At 46.5% G+C, this 2,195-nt stretch carries 2 protein-coding genes; both read right to left on the bottom strand.

Translation table 11 applies throughout. The features are described 5' to 3' along the window. The coding region (locus tag H6S82_RS30210) for a DUF3153 domain-containing protein (RefSeq protein WP_191057245.1) at nucleotides 1-697 on the bottom strand (697 nt) is incomplete at its 3' end. Nucleotides 698-719: 22 nt separating this feature from the next. Then, on the bottom strand, nucleotides 720-2,027 hold the full coding sequence (locus H6S82_RS30205; RefSeq protein WP_190461468.1) for a metallopeptidase TldD-related protein: 1,308 nt from the start codon (nucleotides 2,025-2,027) through the stop codon (nucleotides 720-722). Nucleotides 2,028-2,195 lie beyond the last annotated feature (168 nt).

Here is a 2,195-nt window from a genome sequence, read left to right as displayed (position 1 = left end):
GTAGCCAGAACACCGCTTCGATATGGTTGATCTCACCCGGTTTAAGTTTCCAAACGAGTTGATGTCCGTTGGCGGAACTTGCTGGTACGATCGCATTCTCTGCATTCGCAGCAGTACTAGCACCCCAAGGCGTATTGAGGCTAAAATCTAACTGAAACAGGGAATCGGCATCGATCGCGACCTTCCCTTCAGGAGAGATAACCGCAAGCGATCGCAAATCCAAATCGTAACTCAACTTATTCCGCACCACCAACAAGAAGTTGCCTTGATTTAATGTCAGATGGGAATTAATTTTTGGTAAGTCGGTATAATTGCTATTCGCAGCTTCAGCTTTTTTCTCATCGATCGGGTTAAAAAATTGATTGATCTTTTCCGCCAATTCCTCGCCATTGTTGAAAGGAATAGTCACAACCAACTCGTTGTCAGAAATCCGTTGAGTTTTACCCCGTAATCGGTCAGCGCGACTCTCGATGCTGTTCAACCATTGGTCAACAGTTGCTTTGCTAAACTCAGCCAACTTTTCTTTCAGGTTGATGTGCTGCACCAGTTCGCCGCTGTTGGTATTTTTAAATGTCACCCCCAAATCGTACTGCACGCAACCGGTCAGAAAAGTTAATAGGCAAAATGCAAAAGAAAAAAGGAAGAGAAAATGCTTTTTCCTTTTGGCTGTTTCCGGTGTCATTTTTTCCTTTTTCATATCACTTTTGCCTTTTTCCTATTTAAGTTTGCCGCGCCGCTACACCTAACTTCTCAAACAAAACGCTGGGCAGATAAGCACCACCGCCTACCCATTCGGGACGATCGCTCAAATCTACCAAATTTTGAAATGCTTCAAAAATATTACCAGCCACCATCGTATTTTTCACCCTACCCACGATTTGGCCTTTTTCTACTTTGTAGCCTAAATCCAGGTTGACGGAAAATTCCCCGGCTAACTGGTTGGATTGTCCCGCGCCTAAAACTTGATCGACAATCAATCCTTCGTCGATTCCTGCAATCAAGTCTTCTACTGGTGTGCTACCGGGAGAAATGCACAGGTTGACCATATCTGGGCCAGGTCGAGATAGCCCGCCGCGAAATCCGTTGCCGGTGGATTCGCGACCTGCACGGGATGCCCATCTCCTATCCCAATAAAATCCCATTACGGTGCCTCGGTCAATAAAGACTTTGCGACTTGTGGGTGTTCCTTCATCGTCAAAGCTACAAGCGGATGGCCCGATGTTGGGGTCTTCCAACAAAGTCAGGCGTTCGTCGAATAGGGTTTGGCCCACTTTTTCCGCTAGAGGCGATGCTTTCTGGACGACTGCTTGCCCGGATAGTACTGTATCGAATAATCTGCCCAAGGTGCCAGCTGCTGCTCTGGGGGTAAACAAAACTGGGTAGGAACCGCTGCTAATTTTAGCTTGTTGTTCTGCCCAACGATATTTTTGCACGAGGTTTTGCAGGATGCGATCGCAATCGGGAACGTTGTCTCTCGCTACATCGAAGCTGTAAACTTGCAGAAAATCTTCGCCTCTGACCAAGTTTCCCGATAAACTGGCGCTGACTGTTTGACTGCTGCGTTCGCCGTAAACATCCGCACTTGTCGCAATTTTAATTTTTCTGGTGCGGACGTGAAAGTCTACGTTGACTAGGATATCTGAGTTGTATGCCCGCACTTCAGATATGAGTCGATCGCCTATTGCTACTAATTCTTGTGTTGGCGGTGGTGTGTAGCTTTTTTCCTCTGCCTGGAATTTGACATTGCTGGCAAACTCAAATTCTGCTCGATCTCCAATTTCCGATGTTTGCACCGCCGCATCTACCAAGTCTTCCAACCGCGTTAAGTCTGTGGAACTGGCAAATCCCAGTTTACCCTGACAAACTACTCGCAGTGCTACTCCCTGAAGCGCTTTTGTCTGGAGGGACTTTAAACGATTGTTTTCAAATTCGATCGGTGTGTCTTGACTCGATAGGTAGTACACTTCTGCTGCATCCGATCGCGCAGATGCTAGCTTTAGTATTTGCTCTAGTGTGGAATCGCTCACGATATCAGCTTCTTTTCTTCCTTCTTCCCTCCCCATCTTACTGCCACAGTCCCCAATTGCGCTCTACACACCATGAAACCCGGTTTCTTGAAGAAACCGGGTTTCTGTACAATCTTTTGTATATAAAAGTAGGCTGTAGGGGTTTACTTTTCCTAAATATGCTGGTAT

The organism is Planktothrix sp. FACHB-1355 (genome assembly GCF_014748295.1).
GTDB lineage: Bacteria > Cyanobacteriota > Cyanobacteriia > Cyanobacteriales > Aerosakkonemataceae > Aerosakkonema > Aerosakkonema funiforme_A.
This window is presented reverse-complemented; position numbering and strand designations above follow the sequence as displayed.